We start from the raw sequence: 16129 nt of genomic DNA, 5'->3' as shown, positions 1-16129 counted from the left end.
AAATGAGCAGAAGTTATTGTATCCATTGTCAATACCCACAGTCGGCTTGCGTGTGTCATGCGCTCAAACCGGTGACGTCAAATACCGAGGTTGTGGTGATGCAGCATCCATCTGAAGTGGATCATGCTAAGAACACCGTGAGGTTATTGAAACTGGTGATGCCGCAGATGAAAATTTACGTGGGTGAATCTGCCGCGGACTTTATTGAGCTGCAACATTATTTAGCTGCGCAAACGAAGCCGATTTATGTGGTTTATCCAAATGAGCACAGTCAAACTGTAGCCGAGGCTGGAGCGAGTGAGGCTGCGATAATTATTTTAGTCGACGGTACTTGGCGTAAAGCATACCGAATGTTGCAGCTCAATCCGTGGTTACTTAATTACCCGTCACTGCATCTAGAATGTGAAGATGAGTCGCAATATATCATTCGTAAAGCGAAACGTAGCGACAGCTTGTCGACTCTGGAAGCGGTTGCCCACACGTTGATTGCGTTAAATCCCGCGGCTGATATCGCGCCAATATTTGCAGTGTTTAACGCAATGGTGCAACATAAGTTAACGGCTATGCCTGCTGTGGTTCGTGAGCGTTATAACGGCGATAAAATCAAAGGATAGACAAGATGAAACATCGGCTGATAAGCTCAGTTATTTTGCTCGTTACGGCGAGTACATTGGCATTTTTTACAGTAGCTAATGATAAGCCACATAAAACAATGACCTTGGCTGAAAAAGGCGAGCAAGCGCGCCAAGAGTCGGCTGAACTTGAGCAAACGCAATTGCAAAAAGCGCGTGAGGCAGCCAAGGCTACCTCGGAACGTGAGCAAGAAGTATTAGCTAAGTCGCAGCCAAACGATTGGGAAGCGCAGCAGCTCGAAAAAGCCCGTGCTCAATCGGATGAGCGTTTAACCCGTCAGCAAAAGTATTTACAACAGGCGCAAGAGGCCGCTACTCAAACCCGTAAAATCCCTAAAGACACCAGTATAGAGCCAGTTCAATCTGATTAGTCTTGCTGTTGATTGACCCATTCGGTTTATTTTGGAGTTCGCTTTGTCGTCTTGTCCTTTGTGTCACCATGAAACAGTTGCTTTTTCTCAAGATAAAAGTCGTCCCTATGTCCGTTGTCCGCAATGTTTTTTGGTATCGGTTCCTGCAGCATTTCATTTGGATCAAATAGCTGAAAAAGCCCATTATGATTGCCACAATAATGACGTTGCCGATGTGGGTTATCAACAATTTTTATCTCGTACTTTAACGCCATTAATCCCCCGTATTAAACCCGACGCAACAGGGTTAGATTTTGGCTGCGGAGAAGGTGCTGTATTAAGCCAAATGGCTGCAGCGCAAGGTATTAAGGTGGTTAATTATGATTTATTTTACCACCCAGATACTCAAGTACTCTCTCAGCAATATGATTTTGTTTGCTTAACTGAAGTGATAGAGCACATTGCCAATGCGCAGGCGTTGATGACGCAGTTAAGTACATTATTGTTGCCTGGCGGCATATTGGCAGTAATGACCAAACAAGTACCCAGCTTAGATAAGTTTAACAATTGGTACTATAAAATTGACCCAACTCATATCAATTTCTACTCTATAGAAACCTTTCAATGGTTAGCATTACAGCAAGGTTGGCAGCTTGAAATTATCGACAGCGATGTGGTGTTTTTTCACCTTCCAAAGTCGCCAGTTTAGTCGTGAGTGTTGGGTATTAATAAATAGATACAATTGACTTGTTAGCAAAGCGGTAAAAGATTTAACAAAAGCGTCATTTCAAGGTAGTTTTGTTGCACTAATTACTATAATAAATGGAATAAACATGCGCCTGACGTCTGTTGCTTTACTGCTTTCAAGTGTATTTGCCACCAGTGTTTACAGCACGACTACCGTGGCTAGCGTGCCCAATGCTGCAGAGCTAACCGCTCAAGTTGAAAGCAAAGTCATTGCATGGCGCCGCGATTTACATCAACACCCTGAATTATCTAATCGCGAATTTCGCACCAGTAAAGTGATTGAGAAACATCTTAAATCTCTCGGACTTGAAGTGCAGACGGGTATTGCTCATACCGGTGTGGTCGCCATACTAAAAGGCGGCAAGCCTGGACCATTAATTGGTTTACGCGCTGATATGGATGCGCTGCCCGTTACCGAAGTGGTTGATTTACCTTTTGCCTCTAAAGTAACTGACACTTATCGAAATCAAACAGTAGGTGTGATGCACGCCTGCGGTCATGATACCCATGTGGCCATGCTGATGGGCGTGGCTGAAAACCTCGTAAAAGTAAAAGACAGCCTAGCCGGTGATGTAATGTTTATCTTTCAGCCAGCCGAAGAAGGCGCGCCAGAAGGTGAGCAAGGCGGTGCGGAGTTAATGCTCAAACAAGGCTTATTTGCTAAGCGCAAGCCTGAGCAAGTGTTTGGTATGCATGTTACTTCAAGCATGCCTACAGGTATGATTGGTCTACGTTCCGGCCCTGCAATGGCGAGTGAAGACTCATTTACGATTAAAGTGATGGGTAAGCAAACCCATGGCTCACGTCCTTGGAGTGGTGTTGATCCTATCGTGGCCTCGGCACAAATTATTAATAGTGTACAAACCATTATTAGTCGTCAGGTGGATATCACCAAAGCACCCGCCGTGGTGAGTTTTGGGGCCATTAATGGTGGTATTCGATCGAATATTATTCCTGATGAAGTAGAGCTTATCGGTACTATTCGTACTTTCGATCAAGATATGCGCGCCGACATTAAAGTTAAATTGGCCGAAGTGGCAGCTAATGCCGCTAAAACAGTTGGCGCCATTGCAGTAACCGTGATCCAACCTGGTTATCCGGTTACGGTTAACAACCCAGAGTTAGTCAGCAAAATGCGCCCGGTTATCGCCTCTGTAGTGGGTGACAATATGTTGATTGAGCCAGGACTGATTACCGGTGCGGAAGACTTTTCTTATTACGCATTAGAAACACCTGGGATGTTCTTTTTCTTAGGAGTGACTCCTGCTGACCAAGATATCAATAACGTCGCCAGTAATCACTCTCCAGCATTTTATGTTGATGAAAGTGCCCTTAAGGTTGGCGTACAAACCATGACCCAAATTGCTTTAACCGCATTAAGCGCGGCACAATAGCCCTATTTAAAAACCAATTTTAATAATCCATTTTTAAAAAACCAATTTTAATAAACCATTGGACGATAGCTCAAAAGGAGCGAGATATGACCCGCAAGATAATGGCGTTGCTGATGACGTTAGGTGTACTGAGTGCACCTAATGTGTCAGCGACACAAGCTGAAGATATTAATAGTTTTACCTTAGATAATGGCATGAAGATTATGGTGTTGGAGGATAGTTCTATCCCTAATGCCAATATGTACATTTTTTGGAAAGTGGGTTCGCGCAATGAAGTACCAGGCATTACCGGTATTTCGCACTTTTTTGAACACATGATGTTTAACGGTTCTAAAAAGTTTGGCCCTAAAATGTTTGACCGCACGATGGAAGCGGCTGGTGGCGCCAACAACGCTTATACCAGTGAAGATTTAACGGTATATACCGACTGGTTTCCAGCCAATGGTCTAGAAACTATTTTTGATTTAGAAGCAGACCGCATCGCCAATTTAGACATCAACCCTGAAATGGTTGAGAGTGAGCGCGGTGTGGTGCAGTCAGAGCGTACCACAGGGCTTGAAAACTCTAACTGGCGTACGATTCAAGAAGCGCTTAAAAGTGTCGCCTTTGCGGCGCATCCTTATAGCTGGTCGGTTATTGGTTATGAGTCAGACATTGCAGCTTGGACATTAGCAGACTTACAGCAATACCATAAAACTTACTATGCCCCTAACAATGCGCTAGTGGTGATTACCGGTGATGTGAAGCTAGCCGAAGTGAAAGCCCTGGCTAATCAGTATTTTGCGCCAATTCCGGCCCAAGCCCCACCGAAAGCCGTACGCACGGTTGAACCGCAACAAAATGGCGAACGTCGGGTATTTGTTAAAAAAGAATCGGTAAGCACGCCAAACATTATGTTGGCTTATCATGTACCTGCAACTAGCCATGCCGACTACTATGCATTGGATTTATTAACGTCGATGTTAAGCGAAGGTAATAGCTCACGCTTTTATAAAGCGCTAGTCGACAAGCAATTAGCTGTCGCTGCCGACACTTACATGCCGATGTCGTTTGACCCTAACTTGTTTTATATCTTGGGTGTAGCGAATGCGGGAGTCAGTGCCGAGACTTTAGAAAAAGCCCTCATCGAGCAGATTGATCTAATTTCCGAGCAAGGTGTGACTCAGCAAGAACTTGAAAAAGTTAAAAATATTAAGTTAATGGACTTTTACCGCACGATGGAAACCATTAATGGTAAAGCCAATACTTTAGGCACATACGAGCTGTATTTTGGCGACTATGCAAAACTGTTTAACGCCCCAGAAGCCTATAACAAGGTCACTCCTGCTGATATTCAGCGTGTGGCGCAAACCTATTTAATTAAAGCGAATCGAACTGTCGGTGTGCTCGCTGCTACTGAGGAGTCAGACAAATGAAAACCGTAACTCACACACGCATTAAAATATCATTATCAGCAATCGCATTGGCCTGTAGCATAGGGATAAGTGGTTGTGCGACGACCCAGAAAACCACTGCCGACTCCGCCAACCCTGTTACCGCTAGCTTTGTTATGCCAAGCTACCAATCTGTTACCTTAGACAATGGCTTAAAGGTTAAGCTGATGGTGCAAAAAGAAGTGCCATTAGTGACCATTGATGCCGTAGTAAGAGCGGGAGCAGTCAATGATATTACCTCTGGTATGGCTTACATTACCTCACAAAGTTTACTGTTGGGTGCCGCGGGTCAATCAAAGGCCGACATCGAGCAGCAGTTAGATTTTATGGGTGCCAGCATAGACACCAACGCTGATTTAGAAGGCAGTTATATTCGTGCCAATATGATGAGCAAAGATGTTGATACCGTGCTCGATATTTTTAGCCACGTATTGCGTCAACCAGACTTTGATAGCGCTGAATTTGATAAACTAAAACAGCGCGAAATTGTGGGTTTATCACAGCAAAAAGAAAGTCCTCGAGCAGTGATTGGTCGCTACTTCAATAAGTTAGTCTTTGGTGATCATCCTTATGCCAATCCGGTATCAGGCAATAGTGACACCATAGCTAAACTTTCTGTTGAGGAGTTACGTGCTTTTCATAAAGGCTATTATCAACCAAACAACATGACCATTAACGTGGTGGGCGATTTTGATGTTGCCGACATGACCGCTAAACTGAATAAAGCCTTTGGCGATTGGCAGACCACTGAAACCGTGGTTCAGCCAGATTTAAGCCAACATTTACCAACATTAACCCAACCTCACGTACTGTTGGTCGACAAGCCTGACGCAATTGAAACCACCTTTTTAATTGGTGGCGTGGGGATCCGTTATGACAATCCTGATTATGTTGGGTTAACTGTAGTGAACACCATTTTAGGTGGTCGTTTTACTTCATGGTTAAATGATGAATTACGCGTCAATGCCGGATTAACTTACGGTGCCCGTTCTGGTTTTAGCCCTTATGCTCAATCTGGGGTATTCCAAATCAGTACTTTTACTAAGTCATCGACCACTAAAGAAGCCATTGATTTAGCCTTAAAAACCTATGCTCGTTTATGGGAAAAGGGCATTGATCAAGCCACTTTAGATTCTGCTAAAGCCTATGTTAAAGGCCAGTTCCCACCTAAATATGAGACTAGTGGACAGTTAGCCGGTTTATTGTCTGACATGTATCTGTATGGCTTTAATGATGATTTTATTAATCAATTTCAAGCTAAAGTAGATGGACTTACTCTCGCAGACACTCAACGTTTGATTAAGCAATATTTCCCACAACAAAACTTACAGTTTGTGTTGATTGGCAACGCTGAAAACATTGCTGATATTGCGGCGCAATACGGTGAAGTGACTAAAGTTGATATCACTGCGACGGGTTTTGGTCAGTAGTTATTAGTGGGTTAATGACTTATGCAATTAATGGCTTATTCAGTTAATGACTTAGTCTGTTAATTGCACTGTAGTATCATATGATGGCTCACATAAGTGGGCCATTTTTATGGTTAGATATCATGGTGTCACTCAGTGATTCAATGAGCTCGCTAAGCCAAGATAGGTGCAGGCAACATTAGCTATGTTGAGCTTGGGATCCGTTAAGTGTTAAACGCGATTGCGATAAGAGGATGGTTAATGATACATACATGCCGATTTATATTACTGCTAACGGCGATGTTGTTACTGACACATTCAACGTCATCTTATGCTGCGAAAGTAACTTTAGATGCGTTTTGTAGCCAACTAGTGGGTGAGTGGCAGGGCAGTGCAGCCAATCCGAATGTTGCGCCGAAGCAGGTAAGCACTTCGGTGATGTGCTCGGCAGATAAACGTAATTTATACATTAGTGTTAGCCGTGGTAGTCGCTTTTCGAACAGTGAAACTTGGTGGTTTAGGCAACAACAAGATCATATTTTATTGGTGTATGCCAATGGGATTACCGATGATATTTCGCAACAGTTAACGCTTTATGAGCAAGCGGGCAGTTACTCATTTTTAGGCAAGGGGGAAATTAATCAACGTCCGGCCTTAGTACAATTGCAGTTCGATCCCATGATGAGTGATACCAAACCGTCAACAGCAAGATGGCAATGGCAGCAAAGCGCGCACTATTTGGATGACGACAGTGAGCAGTATCAAGTCATTAGAGCCATTAGTCTGCTTAAACCATCGGCAAAGAATACTCTGCCGACAGAATAAAATGAGTGCTTCTTAACACCCACTGTGACTTAGCGATAAAACAAATAAGCGGCAAACAATGCCCAACTCAATAGCAGTAACCCCAGCAACGACCATGTTAAAGGGTTGAATCGACTCTCTGGTTCAATGTAAGACATATCAGAATCGTCATCATTTGAGCTTGTCGCGCTTTTAGATTTTTGCTGCTGTTTACGGGCTTTATCTCGTTCGCGAGCCTTAGCCTTCTCACGTTTTTTGTATTCAGCAATCCCCTTTTCAACGCCCGCAGCAATCAGCTTGGTTTGTTCTTTAACTTGCCCAGGTTTTTGGGTTGCTTTAGCAATGGCTAAAGCATCTTGTTGGGTTTCAGGTGATAGCGTCTTTTTCATTACTCAGCGCCTGCAAAACCCAGCTGACGCCATGCTTCATAACTAATAATGGCAACTGAATTGGATAAGTTTAAGCTACGGCTATTGGCGGTCATTGGGATACGTAAGCGCTGCGCAAGTGGCGTCGCATCAATAATATCCATTGGTAACCCACGGGTTTCGGGGCCAAATAATAATACATCATTTTCTTGGAAAGCAATTTGCGTATGAGGACGGCTACCTTTAGTGGTGCAAGCAATAATACGCTTTCCTGCCATGGCCTCTAAAAAAGCGGCATAGTTTTTATGGCGAGTCACACTGGTTAGATCCGAATAATCGAGTCCCGCGCGACGTAATTTCTTTTCTTCGAGATCAAAACCTAACGGCTCAATCAAATGTAACTGCGAGCCATTGTTGGCGCATAGACGAATGATGTTTCCGGTATTTGGAGCGATTTCGGGTTCATAAAGGGCAATATGAAACATAGCAACCTTAGGTACGAAGCATAAAAAGAGTGGCAAATTATACCCTAACCAAGGTTTGACTGCGAGGCGTTATAAACGCTGACGTTATCAAAATGGGCGATACAGCCCTGATGATAATTGCTGGTTGGGCGCTGACACATAGGCAATAACAACCTGATAAAATACTGGCTATTTTATTGATGCCTTCGCGCTATAGTTCGCATATCGAGAAATAAAAATTCCATGCTTATTCCTCAACCAACATAAGAGCTTAGATAATATTGGCGCCACTTTCAGGATCTCGTGATTGTGCCGCTTGTTGACGTATATCATCGGTATCGCTGCTGATGTCATCGCTAGTTTCATTATGGGCATCTTCTAATGACTCTTGGGCTTTGTTGCTGTTGTGCTCAGTGCTCTGTATCGTATTCAGAGGTGTTTCACCTTGCTGATGTCCATTGGTGACTAATTGTATCCCTTGAGGGAAAATACGTTCGCGGGCGTCGTCAGGCAAGCTTATCTGATTCGCTTCATAAGCGCGCACCAGCAAGCGCATTAAAATTGAAGCCACTTTTGGAACACTGTGAGTTTCAGCATTGACCCAAAAATACACTTGTAGATTAATCGTCGATGAACCAAGGTTTTTTATCAGCACCTGCGGCTCGGGATCTGCGAGTACGCCGTGATGATCGGCCATGATCTCCATAGCGATGTCCTGAGCCTTACGGATACTTGCATCATAGCCAATGCCAATGACAAAATTGCCACGCATTCTCGGGTTGGCGGTAAGGTTTTTAATCACGTTTTTATAGATAGTGGCATTGGGTATTTGGATATGATTTCCGTCGTAATCGACTAACGTGGTGGCTCTTGCTGTGACTTGCTTTACCACTCCCAAATTCCCTTCGACGGAGATTACATCACCTAATTTGAACGGACGCTGCACACTGAGTAATAAGCTGGAAATAAAGTTTTCGGCGATGTCTTTAAAGGCAAAACCTAAAATCAGCCCAATGACACCAGTGCTGCTAATAATAGCGACCGCAAACTGCGTTAAGCCCGCGAGACGCAAGAATATATACAGCCCTAACAATATGATTAATATGCTGATGCTGCGCTGCATCACTAAACGGATCAACTCACTTTTTGTCACCCAAGCTAAGGGACTAATCAATAAGCGAGCTAAAGGATGTGAAAGCCAAAATAGGAGTAAGAAAATTGATAACCCTAAAGCCAAACGCGGTAAATAGAGTAAGGCTTTGGCCCAAAATTGCTCAGCATCTTGCTTCAGGGGAGCCAAAGATAAGGGCGCAATAGGTTGCAAGTGAATATTATCGACAACCTGAGTTACACCAGGTAAAGCGGCTATAGTTTGCAGTATGCGCTCTTTACTCGCTTGCTCCGTGGCAGAGCCGTTTAGATTGACGACAGAGCCTTGTATTTCAATGTCTATTGCGCTGCTTGGGTCGTTAATCTGTATCAGTTGCTTCACAGTGTTGGGCGAAGGCGCAGCCTGGGCATCAGTAGACACAAAGTTGGTAAGGCAACCAACAGTGACTAAACTCCATAGTAGAATCCATCGACTTAATCTTGGGGATGATCGCTGATTGCAGCGAGGAAAACGGTTTAAAAAAAATCGACAAATCATAAGATTATCCGCAAGGTATTAGCCTGTCATTATTCAATATTAGCAAATAAACTTCAAAGGCACCAAAGGTTGTGAGTGTTATCTGCTAATGTTTTTAGAGTATGCAAAAAGGGCTTTTTTCACTTCTAAAGGCATACTAATAGGTCAATATATGGGGTCGTGTAGTTGCTTAAAAACCGATGCTGATTAAGATCTAGAACAGCAACATTAGAAATAGTGGTCTGGTAATTGCTTTGTATATTATGAAAGTGAATACAAATCAGTTCATACACGCTGGGGTAATTGCTAACCTCGGCTCATTCAAAATGGAGAATATCATGGATTTATTACGTATTTTAATCGCAATCTTACTGCCACCTCTTGGGGTTTTCCTGCAAGTGGGGCTAAGTAAGACCTTATTATTAAATATAATTTTAACCTTGCTAGGCTACATTCCTGGGATAGTGCACGCGGTATGGGTGATTGCTAAGCGCTAGTGGCTGCCAAGATGATTATCCCTAATGGTGAAGCGGCTCAGGCTGCTCACATTTATCGGAAAATGTTGCCAGTTAGGGGTAATTTTTACCTAGTCATGACATGTTTATCAATAATGTGCTTTACGCTGTGTCGTCTATTAAGCTGAGCTAGCTGTTTATTGATACTCGTTTATTCCCTGCGTATGCAGGGGTTATGGATAATGCCATTACTCAGTCCGATTAGAATATAAGTGGTTGAAGTTTATGTTTTTTATATCGACTAGTTAACCGGTAAACTGATACTGAGCTTAAGGCCTTCGCGCTTTCCTGTTGGGCCGATAAGGTTTTCTGCCACTATACTGCCTTGGTGTAACGTAATGGCGGCTTGAGTGATTGCCAAGCCCAAACCCCAACCGCCGCTTTGCCTATCTCTGGCAGTGTCGGGGCGATAGAAAGGTTTAAATATAGCTTCGAGTTCTTGTGGCTCTATACCTGGACCGTCGTCTTCCACCGTTATCAATATGTGCTTGCCAACTTGGGCTGCACTAATGGTTATCTGACTATTGGCATAGTAAATCGCATTACGCAGCAGATTTTCTATGGCGCGCGAGAGTGTCTTTGGGTGAAAAGGTAACAGTAGCGCCTCTGGTATATCAATTTGTAATAGTTTGCCTTGCTGCTCGGCTTCAAATTCGGCGTCATCTAACACTTGGCTTAAAGATTCTGCTAATTCGAGTACGACTTTATTTTCATGGCTGGCCAAGCTTACCCGAGATAGAGTGAGCAACTCGCTTATTAGCGCTTCAAGTTGTAAGGCTTCATAGCCGATACGTTCTAGCTCTTCACTTTGCTGCCCTTTTTTACGGCCTAACGCTAAGGCTAATTGCAGCCTAGTGAGCGGTGTGCGCAGTTCATGAGATATGTCGCCCATTAATCTTTGCTGATTGTTAATCATGGTTTGTACGGCATCGGCCATGCCGTTGAAAGCTTGTGCCAATTGGCCCATTTCATCGCGACGATTTGCGGTAGCGGCATCAACTCTGCTAGATAAATCACCTCTAGCGAGGGCATTGGCACTGTGCTTTAGCGAACGTAATGGCTTACCCAAATACCATGCGAGTAAACCGCATAATAAGCCTGACAATAATATGGCTAAGCCTGCGGTCAGTAATTTATTGTCGGCAAAGAAGAAGAACCACGGCCGTGGATGATTATCGGGGAAACGACCAAATAATTGATACGGTTTGCTGTTGACCTCAAAAGAATACGGGCCAAAAATAAGCTCATCTCTAAATTGATGGCTGATCGGTTGGTCTGCTTCTTCTGCCATGAGTTGAAAACGTCTAAATCCACGCGAGACTCGTTTGGTATTTAATACTTGGCCTTCGCCGTCGGTTAAATATAAACGCAATGGGCCGCCATTATGGTTTCTATCACCTTCTTTATTGCGGCTACGGTGCAGACGTTGAAGGTTTTTACCTTCGAGCAATTGAGGTTGCTCTTGTATCCGTTCTGCAACGTTTTTAAGCACTCGCTCAAGGCTGGCAGGTAATGGCGAACGATCATGGTTTTGTTGCAGTAATGGCAATAAAGACACCAGTGCAATAATCAATGAACTGCATAGCCAAAAGCCTAACAATAATTTAAAAAATAGCCCGTTAAATGGATTGTTCTTTAGCATTACGGTATCCAAATATAACCTTTACCGCGCAGGGTTTTGACGCGTGGACGGCCATCTTGGCGCTCTGGTAGTTTCTTGCGTAAGTTAGACAAATGCATATCTAAGCTACGATCAAATGGCATTAACTTTTTGCCTAATACGTTTTCGCTTAATGATTCTTTGGTGACCAGTTCGCCTGACTTTTCGATTAAATGAAACAGCAGTGAAAATTCGGTGCCAGTGAGAATGATTAGTTGCTCATTGCAATAGGTTTCTTGGCGGGTAGGGTCGAGACGTAAATCACCAAACTGCATCATTTCATTGGCTTGGCTATCTTGCTGAGTCGTTTGTGCTCGACGTAATATGGCTCTAATTCGAGCCACTAACTCGCGGTCATTAAAGGGTTTTGGCAAATAGTCATCGGCACCAATTTCAAGGCCGACAACTCGGTCAATTTCATCACCGCGAGCGGTTAGCATTAATACCGGTGTTTGCTTGCGTTGGCGTAAAGCACGCAAGACTTCAAAACCATTCAGTTTAGGCAGCATCACGTCAAGAAGGATTAAATCGAAGTCTTGCTGTTGCGCCATCATCAGCCCTTGCTCACCATCATAAGCTTGGGTTAGTACAAAGCCTTCCAACTCAAGTAATTGGCTGAGTAGATCGGATAAACCAATATCATCGTCGATCAGTAAAATACGATTCATAACTTTCCTCTGGCACAAAGAAAATCTGTATGTTGAAGCTAACATACAGATTTTTCGATCAATTAAGCTTATCTTATGCCAAGATTAAATCATATCAACATTGCACAGTTTTACATTTATCCTGCTTTATTTTGCACTATGTAGCGTTTAATTCTGGCAATAATAAAGGTCAGTACAATAGACCCCAAAATCAGACCTACAGAAAAGACCGCATTTTGCAGTGAGTTAGGGTTAAACACTAACATGCTGCCTAAACCTAACATCATAATACCTGACATCAGTTTAAGTACTTCGCCTTCTTTTTCGGTCAGTTTGCGTTTACCTAAGGTCATTGAGAATACAATCACAATAGCGGCAAGTGGAATAACGTAAACCACATTATAAGCGATGAGGTATAAGTAACGCTGCATGGTATCGAGATCTGATAACGACAATACTGAGGTGTAAATCATTGGAAAACCTGCGGTGCAAAGCAGTTCATAGGTGTTAGCTAAAATAGCCAGAATCGTTGAGCCTAAAATCATTGTCGGTAACGAGCTGGCTTTAGATAATTTGCCCATCCGTTTAATAAGCGAACCACGATTTTCAACTGACATTGAAAGGCTAACGTCGCCACGGCCGTAAAAGTAATCTTTTATATTCACTATGGCCGCAATCAATGCCAATACCCCCGCACAAGTGATAATGATACCGCCATCACCGCCGCCAAGTAGTTGGAATAAGTTAAGCCAGGCGCTCATAAATATAAAGTAGATAAAGCCTGAGAAGAATACAAAAATACCGCCTACCAATAACATACGTTTGCGGCTGCCTGCATTAACCATGATGCTCAGTAAAAACAGCAACACGAAAAATGCGCAAGGATTAAAAGCATCGACACCAGCGAGTACTAAGGTGAGCACTGGCAATGACATTTCTTCAGGGTGCACTGCACCAATGAGTGGAATGTCGACAGGCTGAACAGTTGGTATAGGGGTAATGTCACTGGCTTGGTCAAATGACATGCCACACGAACCTTCGGCTTCTGGGTCGTCACTCGTGTCACTACAGGTTTCAAATAGTGGTTGGCTTACCACTGGCGTAGCGCCTAAGAAATCATCGAGCTTATTACCAATGTCAGCTTTACCACCTTGGCGTTGATAGCAGTTAACTAAGCGCTCTAGGATGTAACGCCCTGTGACATCATGGCTGTTATAGCCAACAACGGCCTCGCCACAAATGGCAAAGTAGGGCACCGATTTAGGTTCAACACCAGTGTGTTGGCCCATTTCCATGAGTTTATCGACATTGCCGGGTTCGCTAATGGCGTAGTCGTGTAATTCTATCCAGTCAAAACGTTCGCCTAAAGCATCAATAAAAGGATGCGCTTCACGACAATGAGGACAGGTTTTAGACCAAAAGAAATGCAGTTTAACCACAGGCTGCTGGTTTTGCTGAGTATACCAAAGTGAGTCGTCTGTTGAGGCCGCGGTACTGGCTATTGAGCTGGGTGCCAATATCAGTACACAAAGAAGTAACAGTAATTGGCCAATCAATCGGTTCATAATGTATTCCATTAAAGCGCTAATAGTTAGATTTTATGCCCTAATATGAATACTGTAAGGATCAAGTCTGAATTACGTTAACTGGCTCGCATTACTGCGATTTTTATCATTCAATATGCCAACTTGATCATGAATTACTGGCGCTAAAGTGCTATGAAAACGTTCTTTACATAGGTTTACTCAGTCTTAACCCTCATTGACATTGCATTCGGTAAACTGAGTATCAAATCTGCTAAGGCAGAAAATAAATCCCATTCATACCGAGGTACTTAACAATGAAAACATCATCAATCATCAAAACGAGTTTAGTTGCCTTAGTGGCAAGCTCGGCTTTATTAGCTGGCCAGTTATATGCAGTTGATGCAGCTGATAACACTGTAAAAACTGAAAATGTTGCCGCTAAAGGTGACCGACATCATGGTCACAAAGGTGGCATGCATAAAATGCTTCGTAAGCTGGACTTAACTGATGCCCAAAAAGTTCAAGTAAAAGCCATCTTCGATAAGTACAAAGCTAACCGTCCTGAGCGCCCAACTAAAGAGCAGCGCGCTGAGCACCGTACAGAAATGTTAGCGTTAATCACTACCGCTGGTTTTGACGAAGCAAAAGCAACTGCAATGGCTGAAGCAGAGCAACAAAAGCATTTACAAAAGATGCTGACGCATTTGAAAATGCAAAACGAAATTTATCAATTATTAACGCCTGAACAGCAACAAACGTTTCAAGATAAATTTAAGCTAGGCAAAGGCCACAAACCGCGCCGTTAATGATTAACTGATACAACATCAGGTTAAATAGATAAAAGCCATTACCTTGGGGTAATGGCTTTTTTATTCATGCAAGTTTGCTAATGGTCACACTTTGCATAAGACCAGCAGCGACTTTAGTAAACTTTATCCTAATCGAGCAATGAACTTGCTATAGTAATAGCAGATAAATCATCAGTTAAATGAGCCGACAATTCTTATATGAGTACCTCTTCTGAATATGACTTTTGGGTCAAATTAGCTAGCCGCGCGTCGGTAGCTACTGCGCTGTGTCTTATTGTGATTAAGTTAATCGCTTGGTTGTACTCTGGCTCGGCCAGTATGTTGGGCTCATTAACGGATTCATTTGCAGATGCACTTGCTTCGATTGTTAACTTTATTGCTATTCGGTATGCCATTGTTCCCGCGGATAAAGATCATCGTTATGGCCATGGCAAAGCTGAACCATTAGCAACGTTAGCCCAAGCGGCCTTTATTTTAGGTTCGGCGTCGTTATTATTATTGTATGGCGGCGAAAAGCTGATTCATCCAGTGGCAGTCACCAATGCTATGAGTGGCATAGTGGTGTCGATTATTGCCATTGTGCTGACATTTGCACTCGTTTTACTGCAACGACATGCGTTGAAAAAAACCAATAGCTCTTTGGTTGAAGCCGATTCATTGCATTATAAATCTGACTTGTTATTGAATGCAGCGGTGTTGTTTGCGCTAATATTAGCGCAATATGGCTGGTGGTGGGCCGATGGTTTGTTTGCGGTGTTTATTGCATTGTTTATTGGTAATCAAGCACTCGGTTTAGGTTATCGTTCAATTCAGAGTTTACTTGACCGCGAGTTAGACAACGAGACTCGTGACAAGATTAAAGCCTTGGCCAAGCAAGACCCTCGGGTTCAAGGTATTCACGATTTACGTACTCGCCAAGCAGGTAAAACCACATTTATTCAATTGCACATGGAATTAGCCGGTAACTTGTCTTTGCATGATGCTCATGAAATAGCAGATAAAGCGGGTATGACGATTAAAGCGGCGTTTGATGATGCTGAAGTGATTATTCACCAAGACCCGGTGTGATAGAGATGAATGGGGATGACAAATGCCAGCTCAGCAATACGTGCGATTAAGCTGACACAGGTTAGATATAGAGATTAAAATCCCAGAGCGTTAAATTGCGCCAAAGCCTGCTTTACTATGTCTGTAATACTGGCGTTAATATCGACAGTCACCACTAATGGCTCATTAGTGGGTTCTTCTAATGTGGCAAACTGGCTGTCGACCATGTTTTGTTTCATAAAGTGACCTTTTCTGGCCATTATTCGTGCCAAAATCAATTCATAGCTACCCTGCAAATATAAAAAACCGACCTGTTGATTACCTTGCCGAATTAGATCCCGATAGGATTTTTTTAGTGCAGAACAACCAATAATCACGGTTTTATTTTGGTTGTTAAATTCTAAAGCTAGATCACCAATACGCGATAACCAAGGTGCTCTATCAGCATCATTTAGAGGTTCTCCTCGGGCCATTTTTTCTATGTTGGCCTGGGGGTGAAGATCGTCACCATCTACAAAAGTGGCATTCATCATTTTTGCTAACAGTTCACCTACGCTGCTTTTACCACATGCGCACACACCCATTACAATAATGCATTTTCCTGTCATTCTCTTACCATTCCTTAATATAAGCTTATATAATTAAAGGCTTATTTTTTCGTAACTCAGTTTATAACTTGAGTTTACTGATCTCATTA

General features: G+C 43.1%; 17 protein-coding genes. 10 read left to right on the top strand and 7 right to left on the bottom strand.

Annotated elements, in window-relative coordinates; genetic code table 11:
- Positions 1 to 2 precede the first annotated feature (2 nt).
- The 7 genes from H5125_RS01680 (at position 3) to H5125_RS01650 (ending at position 6790) form a co-directional block, all read left to right on the top strand.
- Positions 3 to 614: a tRNA-uridine aminocarboxypropyltransferase gene (locus H5125_RS01680; RefSeq protein ID WP_182743326.1), complete on the top strand. Its 612-nt coding sequence runs from the start codon at positions 3 to 5 to the stop codon at positions 612 to 614.
- A gap of 5 nt (positions 615 to 619) precedes the next feature.
- A complete protein-coding gene (locus H5125_RS01675) occupies positions 620 to 1003 on the top strand; it encodes a hypothetical protein (RefSeq protein ID WP_182743324.1) in 384 nt (127 codons plus the stop codon).
- 43 nt (positions 1004 to 1046) lie between these two features.
- Positions 1047 to 1691, top strand: coding sequence for a class I SAM-dependent methyltransferase (locus H5125_RS01670; protein ID WP_182743323.1), 645 nt, complete (start codon positions 1047 to 1049; stop codon positions 1689 to 1691).
- A gap of 124 nt (positions 1692 to 1815) precedes the next feature.
- The gene (locus H5125_RS01665) at positions 1816 to 3123 is read left to right on the top strand and encodes an amidohydrolase (protein WP_182743321.1); all 1308 of its coding nucleotides are present in this window, start codon (positions 1816 to 1818) and stop codon (positions 3121 to 3123) included.
- 101 nt (positions 3124 to 3224) lie between these two features.
- On the top strand, positions 3225 to 4538 hold the full coding sequence (locus H5125_RS01660) for a M16 family metallopeptidase (protein ID WP_409085803.1): 1314 nt from the start codon (positions 3225 to 3227) through the stop codon (positions 4536 to 4538).
- A complete protein-coding gene (locus tag H5125_RS01655; protein ID WP_182743319.1) occupies positions 4535 to 5986 on the top strand; it encodes a pitrilysin family protein in 1452 nt (483 codons plus the stop codon). Before H5125_RS01660 ends, H5125_RS01655 begins: the two co-directional genes overlap by 4 nt.
- Before the next feature lie 240 nt (positions 5987 to 6226).
- Complete coding sequence (locus H5125_RS01650) at positions 6227 to 6790, top strand: hypothetical protein (RefSeq protein ID WP_182743317.1); 564 nt, start codon at positions 6227 to 6229, stop codon at positions 6788 to 6790.
- A gap of 29 nt (positions 6791 to 6819) precedes the next feature.
- Here the strand turns inward: H5125_RS01650 and H5125_RS01645 are convergent, their stop codons facing one another.
- From H5125_RS01645 to H5125_RS01635, 3 genes are all read right to left on the bottom strand, one after another.
- On the bottom strand, positions 6820 to 7158 hold the full coding sequence (locus H5125_RS01645; protein ID WP_101084929.1) for a DUF2956 domain-containing protein: 339 nt from the start codon (positions 7156 to 7158) through the stop codon (positions 6820 to 6822).
- Positions 7158 to 7622, bottom strand: coding sequence for a tRNA (uridine(34)/cytosine(34)/5-carboxymethylaminomethyluridine(34)-2'-O)-methyltransferase TrmL (gene trmL / locus H5125_RS01640; protein WP_059745837.1), 465 nt, complete (start codon positions 7620 to 7622; stop codon positions 7158 to 7160). The genes H5125_RS01645 and trmL overlap by 1 nt, the downstream gene beginning before the upstream one ends.
- A gap of 250 nt (positions 7623 to 7872) precedes the next feature.
- Complete coding sequence (locus H5125_RS01635; RefSeq protein WP_182743315.1) at positions 7873 to 9249, bottom strand: mechanosensitive ion channel family protein; 1377 nt, start codon at positions 9247 to 9249, stop codon at positions 7873 to 7875.
- 317 nt (positions 9250 to 9566) lie between these two features.
- Here H5125_RS01635 and H5125_RS01630 point away from each other — a divergent pair, with 317 nt between their 5' ends.
- Positions 9567 to 9725, top strand: coding sequence for a YqaE/Pmp3 family membrane protein (locus tag H5125_RS01630; protein ID WP_011635799.1), 159 nt, complete (start codon positions 9567 to 9569; stop codon positions 9723 to 9725).
- Positions 9726 to 9984: 259 nt separating this feature from the next.
- Here the strand turns inward: H5125_RS01630 and H5125_RS01625 are convergent, their stop codons facing one another.
- The 3 genes from H5125_RS01625 to H5125_RS01615 form a co-directional block, all read right to left on the bottom strand.
- Complete coding sequence (locus tag H5125_RS01625; RefSeq protein ID WP_182743313.1) at positions 9985 to 11385, bottom strand: ATP-binding protein; 1401 nt, start codon at positions 11383 to 11385, stop codon at positions 9985 to 9987.
- Complete coding sequence (locus tag H5125_RS01620; protein WP_059745835.1) at positions 11385 to 12071, bottom strand: response regulator; 687 nt, start codon at positions 12069 to 12071, stop codon at positions 11385 to 11387. The genes H5125_RS01625 and H5125_RS01620 overlap by 1 nt, the downstream gene beginning before the upstream one ends.
- Positions 12072 to 12187: 116 nt before the next feature.
- Positions 12188 to 13615 carry a thioredoxin family protein gene (locus H5125_RS01615; RefSeq protein ID WP_259395372.1) on the bottom strand — a complete coding sequence of 476 codons (1428 nt, stop codon included), beginning with the start codon at positions 13613 to 13615 and terminating at the stop codon, positions 12188 to 12190.
- A 275-nt stretch (positions 13616 to 13890) separates the two neighbouring features.
- On the opposite strand from H5125_RS01615, the gene H5125_RS01610 reads away from it, so the two are divergent.
- Both H5125_RS01610 and H5125_RS01605 read left to right on the top strand, forming a co-directional pair.
- Entirely contained in the window at positions 13891 to 14382 is a 492-nt protein-coding gene (locus H5125_RS01610; RefSeq protein WP_182743309.1) for a Spy/CpxP family protein refolding chaperone, read from the top strand.
- A 201-nt stretch (positions 14383 to 14583) separates the two neighbouring features.
- Positions 14584 to 15453: a cation diffusion facilitator family transporter gene (locus H5125_RS01605; protein WP_101084934.1), complete on the top strand. Its 870-nt coding sequence runs from the start codon at positions 14584 to 14586 to the stop codon at positions 15451 to 15453.
- Positions 15454 to 15527: 74 nt separating this feature from the next.
- Here the strand turns inward: H5125_RS01605 and H5125_RS01600 are convergent, their stop codons facing one another.
- Positions 15528 to 16040, bottom strand: a complete 513-nt coding sequence (locus H5125_RS01600) for a gluconokinase (protein WP_182743308.1) — start codon at positions 16038 to 16040, stop codon at positions 15528 to 15530.
- Positions 16041 to 16129: the final 89 nt, after the last annotated feature.

The sequence above is a fragment of the Shewanella sp. SR44-4 genome (assembly GCF_014163715.1).
Lineage (GTDB): Bacteria > Pseudomonadota > Gammaproteobacteria > Enterobacterales > Shewanellaceae > Shewanella.
The sequence above is the reverse complement of the archived record's forward strand: the minus strand, read 5'-3'. Positions and strand labels throughout refer to the sequence as shown.

Bases quoted from the DNA above. Each gene is read 5' to 3' on its own strand.
- H5125_RS01680 (WP_182743326.1), top strand. From the start codon at position 3: ATGAGCAGAAGTTATTGTATCCATTGTCAATACCCACAGTCGGCTTGC.
- H5125_RS01675 (WP_182743324.1), top strand. From the start codon at position 620: ATGAAACATCGGCTGATAAGCTCAGTTATTTTGCTCGTTACGGCGAGT.
- H5125_RS01665 (WP_182743321.1), top strand. From the start codon at position 1,816: ATGCGCCTGACGTCTGTTGCTTTACTGCTTTCAAGTGTATTTGCCACC.
- H5125_RS01660 (WP_409085803.1), top strand. From the start codon at position 3,225: ATGGCGTTGCTGATGACGTTAGGTGTACTGAGTGCACCTAATGTGTCA.
- H5125_RS01655 (WP_182743319.1), top strand. From the start codon at position 4,535: ATGAAAACCGTAACTCACACACGCATTAAAATATCATTATCAGCAATC.
- H5125_RS01650 (WP_182743317.1), top strand. From the start codon at position 6,227: ATGATACATACATGCCGATTTATATTACTGCTAACGGCGATGTTGTTA.
- H5125_RS01645 (WP_101084929.1), bottom strand. From the start codon at position 7,158: ATGAAAAAGACGCTATCACCTGAAACCCAACAAGATGCTTTAGCCATT.
- trmL (WP_059745837.1), bottom strand. From the start codon at position 7,622: ATGTTTCATATTGCCCTTTATGAACCCGAAATCGCTCCAAATACCGGA.
- H5125_RS01635 (WP_182743315.1), bottom strand. From the start codon at position 9,249: ATGATTTGTCGATTTTTTTTAAACCGTTTTCCTCGCTGCAATCAGCGA.
- H5125_RS01630 (WP_011635799.1), top strand. From the start codon at position 9,567: ATGGATTTATTACGTATTTTAATCGCAATCTTACTGCCACCTCTTGGG.
- H5125_RS01625 (WP_182743313.1), bottom strand. From the start codon at position 11,385: ATGCTAAAGAACAATCCATTTAACGGGCTATTTTTTAAATTATTGTTA.
- H5125_RS01620 (WP_059745835.1), bottom strand. From the start codon at position 12,071: ATGAATCGTATTTTACTGATCGACGATGATATTGGTTTATCCGATCTA.
- H5125_RS01615 (WP_259395372.1), bottom strand. From the start codon at position 13,615: ATGAACCGATTGATTGGCCAATTACTGTTACTTCTTTGTGTACTGATA.
- H5125_RS01610 (WP_182743309.1), top strand. From the start codon at position 13,891: ATGAAAACATCATCAATCATCAAAACGAGTTTAGTTGCCTTAGTGGCA.
- H5125_RS01605 (WP_101084934.1), top strand. From the start codon at position 14,584: ATGAGTACCTCTTCTGAATATGACTTTTGGGTCAAATTAGCTAGCCGC.
- H5125_RS01600 (WP_182743308.1), bottom strand. From the start codon at position 16,040: ATGACAGGAAAATGCATTATTGTAATGGGTGTGTGCGCATGTGGTAAA.